1 protein-coding gene and 1 pseudogene are annotated in these 4,033 nt (G+C 74.0%); both read left to right on the top strand.

Translation table 11 applies throughout. The features are described from left to right. Nucleotides 1–14: 14 nt before the first annotated feature. Nucleotides 15–3,536: pseudogene (locus IF37_RS45380) on the top strand (beta-ketoacyl synthase N-terminal-like domain-containing protein); the annotation flags it as partial. A gap of 8 nt (nucleotides 3,537–3,544) precedes the next feature. Then, nucleotides 3,545–4,033, top strand: a 489-nt coding sequence (locus IF37_RS46755; RefSeq protein WP_367647155.1) for a ketoacyl-synthetase C-terminal extension domain-containing protein, incomplete at its 3' end; no start/stop codon positions are given.

Below are 4,033 nucleotides of genomic sequence, written 5' to 3'. Positions count from 1 at the left end.
TCCAGGTCGAGGCGATCCGCGAGCAGCTGCTCACCGACCTCGCCGGGATCGAGCCGAGGACCGCAGATGTCCCCTTCTACTCCACGGTCACCGGCGAGCTGGTCGACACCTCCGCCCTCGACGCCGATTACTGGTACCGCAACCTCCGCGAACCCGTACGCTTCGACCTCGCCGTCGAGGCCCTGGCGCAGGACCGGCACGGCGTGTTCGTGGAGGTCAGCCCGCACCCCGTACTGGCGCCGGTGATGGACGGCGTCGTGACCGGCACGCTGCGCCGTGGCGGCGGCAGGCAGGAATTCCACCTCGCCCTGGCGCGCCTGCACACGCAAGGCGTGGCCGTCGACTGGACGCCAGTCTTCCCCGGCGAGCCCCACCACGTCCCGCTGCCCACGTACGCCTTCCAGCACCGGCCGTACTGGTTGAACCCCACCGCCGCGAAGGGCGACGTGTCGGCGGCGGGACTGGACTCGGCCGGGCACCCGCTGCTCGGGGCCGTCGTCGAACTGGCCGGGGACCAGAGCGTCCTGCTCACGGGGCGGCTCTCGACGGCCACCCGGCCATGGCTGGCCGACCACGTCGTCCTGGGCTCCGTGCTGCTGCCCGGCACCGTGTTCGTCGAACTCGCCATGCACGCCGGACGGCAGGCCGGCTGCGACGTCCTGGACGAACTGGTGCTGGAAGCCCCCATGATCCTGCCGGACGACGGTTCCGTGCCGGTCCAGGTCGTCGTCGGCGCACCGGACGGGACGGGCCGACGCCCCGTCACCGTGCACTCCCGGACGGACGGCACCTGGCTGCGGCACGCCACCGGCATGCTCGTGACCGGCGGCCACCCCCTCCCGTACGACACCGGCGAGCCCTGGCAGCCGGCCGGTGAGCCCGTCGACCTGACCGACTTCTACGACACCCTCGCCGCCCAGGGCTACGAGTACGGGCCGGTGTTCGCGGGCGTACGCGAGGTCCGGCGGCAGGGCGACGAGCTCTACGCCGAGGTGGCGCTGCCCGCCGACACCCGCGACCGCTTCGGTCTCCACCCCGCGCTGCTCGACGCCGCACTCCAGCCGCTGACCCTGCTGGCGGCCGGCCGCCTGCCGTTCTCCTTCGCCGGGGTGTCGATGCGGGAAGGCGGCTCCACGGCCCGGGTCCGCCTCACACCCACCGGCCCCGGCACCTTCCGGGTCGCGCTCGCCGACGAGTCCGGCCCGCTGGCGGTGATCGACGCGCTGACCGTGCGCCACCGGCCGCCGGGCATGCCGGGCGCCGGCACCAACCAGCTCTTCCGCCTCGACTGGGTGCCCGTAGAGAGCACCGGCGAACCCCCGGCCGTCCACCTCGTCACGCCCCCGGCGGGAGACCCCGTGGCGGCCGCGCACACCGTCGCCGCCGAGACGCTGGGCGTACTCCAGGACTTCCTGCGCGACGGGGACGGCCGGCTGGCCGTCGTGACCCGCGGGGCGGTCGGGCCGGACCCCGTCGACCTGCCGTCCAGCGTCGTCTGGGGCCTGGTCCGCGCGGCCCAGGCGGAACACCCCGACCGGTTCGTGCTCGTCGACACCGACGACCGCGTCCTCGTCGCGGGGGACGAACCGCAGCTTGTCGTCCGCGACGGCGCCGCCCACGCCGCCCGCCTGGTACGGGCCGAAGCGGCCCCGGCACCCGGCCCGCTCGACCCCGACGGCACCGTGCTGATCACCGGAGGCACCGGAACACTGGGCCGCCTCGTCGCCCGGCACCTGCGCGACCGGCACGGCATCCGGCACCTGCTCCTGCTCGGCAGGACCGCGGCGGAGGTGGACTTCGACGCCGAGGTGGTGGCCTGCGACGTGGCCGACCGGGACGCGCTGGCGGCGGTACTGGACTCGATCCCGGCCGAGCGTCCGCTGACCGCGGTCGTCCACGCCGCCGGCGTGCTCGACGACGGCGTCGTCGAATCCCTCACGCCCGGCCGGATCGACCAGGTGCTGCGGCCCAAGGCCGACGCCGCCTGGCACCTGCACGAGCTGACGAAAGACCTCGGCCTGAGCGCATTCGTACTCTTCTCGTCCGCCGCCGGTGTGCTGGGCGGCCCGGGCCAGGCGAACTATGCCGCCGCGAACGCCTTCCTGGACGCCCTCGCCGTGCACCGGCGTGCCCTGGGCCTGCCGGGCGTGTCACTGGCCTGGGGCCAGTGGGCCGAGGCCAGCGCGCTGACCGAACACCTCACCGACACCGACCGCAAGCGCCTCTCCCGCGCCGGCGTGCTGCCGATGCCCACGGAGCAGGCGCTGGCACTGTTCGACCTGGCCCTGGGCGCCGCCGATCCCGCGCTGGTCCCCGCACACCTCGACCTGTCGGCCGCGTCCACCCGCCCCCTGCTCAGCCGCCTCAGCCGTACCAGGACCGTCCGGCGCACGGACCGGCCGGGCCTGGGCAGGGAACTGGCGGCCCTGCCCGGGACCGAGCAGCACAGCCGCGTCCTGGAACTGGTCACCGCCCAGACAGCCGCGGTCCTCGGCCACGCCGACACCGCGGCCGTCAGCGCCGAACGGGCCTTCAAGGAGCTGGGCTTCGATTCACTCACCGCGGTGGAACTGCGCAACCGCCTGTCCGCGGTCGCCGGGGTACGGCTGCCCGCGACACTGACCTTCGACTACCCGACCCCCGACGCGCTGGCCGGCCACCTGCGGGACCTCCTGGTCGGCGCCAGGCGCCAGGCCCCTGCCTCACCCGTGCCGGCTCCGGTGGCGGGGTGGGGCGGACGCGGTGGGGGAGTTCCCGTCGGATCGTGGGTGGGATGTGGGTCGCATCTACGATCCGGCCGGTGGTCCGGGGACGTCGTATACGCGCTGGGGCGGCAGGCGTTGGCGATGGATCCGCAGCAGCGGGTGCTGCTGGAGACGGTGTGGGAGACGTTCGAGGACGCGGGGATCGATCCGACGTCGTTGCGGGGCAGCCGGACGGGCGTCTTCACCGGCATCTGGTCCTCGGGCTATGGCGCCGGGGCGCAGCCGCCCGACCTGGAGGGCTACCTCTCGACGGGCACGGCGACGAGTGTGACCTCCGGGCGGGTGTCGTACCTTGTTCGTCGTCGCTGGTGGCGATCCATCTGGCGGCGCAGGCGCTGCGGGCGGGGGAGTGTTCGCTGGCGTTGGCCGGTGGTGTGACGGTGATGGCGACGCCGGCGGGGTTTGTCGAGTTCTCGCGCCAGCGGGGGCTTGCGGCCGATGGCCGGGTGAAGGCGTTCGCCGAGGCGGCTGATGGTACGGCGTGGGGTGAGGGCGCCGGTCTGGTGCTGCTGGAACGCCTGTCCGACGCTCGCCGCAACGGCCACCGGGTGCTGGCGGTGGTGCGGGGCTCGGCGGTGAACCAGGACGGCGCGTCGAACGGGCTTGCGGCGCCGAACGGCCCGTCCCAAGAGCGCGTCATCCGGCAGGCGTTGGCGAATGCGGGACTGTCGACGGCGGACGTGGACGCGGTGGAGGCGCACGGCACCGGGACCATGGGGTCGGTGAAGTCGAACATCGGGCACACGCAGGCGGCGGCGGGTGTGGCGGGTGTGATCAAGATGGTGATGGCGATGCGGCACGGGCAGTTGCCGCCGACGCTGCATGTCGACGCGCCGACCTCACACGTCGACTGGGAGTCCGGAAACATCCGGCTGCTCACCGAGGCCCGGCCCTGGCCCGACAACGGCCATCCGCGTCGCGCGGGCATCTCGGCGTTCGGCATCAGCGGTACGAACGCGCACGTGGTGATCGAGGCGGCTGCCGAGGAGCCGGTCGGGGTCTCGACGGGGTCCGCGGGCGGGTTTGCGGGCGGGGTGGTGCCGTGGGTGTTGTCGGGTAAGTCGGATGTGGCGTTGCGGGAGCAGGCGCGTCGGCTGGGCGTCTTCGTCGCCGGGCATCCCGAGGTGAGTCCGGCGGCGGTCGGGGGCGCCTTGGCCGCGCGCAGCGTGTTCGAGCACCGGGCGGTGCTGAGCGGTGTGGAGGCGTTGGAGGCGCTGGCGGAGGGCCGGTCGGCGCCGGGTCTGGTCACGGGGACTGTCCGTCCGTTG

Origin of the sequence: Streptomyces sp. NRRL S-31 (genome assembly GCF_000718775.1) — a bacterium.
In the GTDB taxonomy this organism is placed as follows: Bacteria; Actinomycetota; Actinomycetes; order Streptomycetales; family Streptomycetaceae; genus Streptomyces.
The sequence above is the reverse complement of the archived record's forward strand: the minus strand, read 5'-3'. Positions and strand labels throughout refer to the sequence as shown.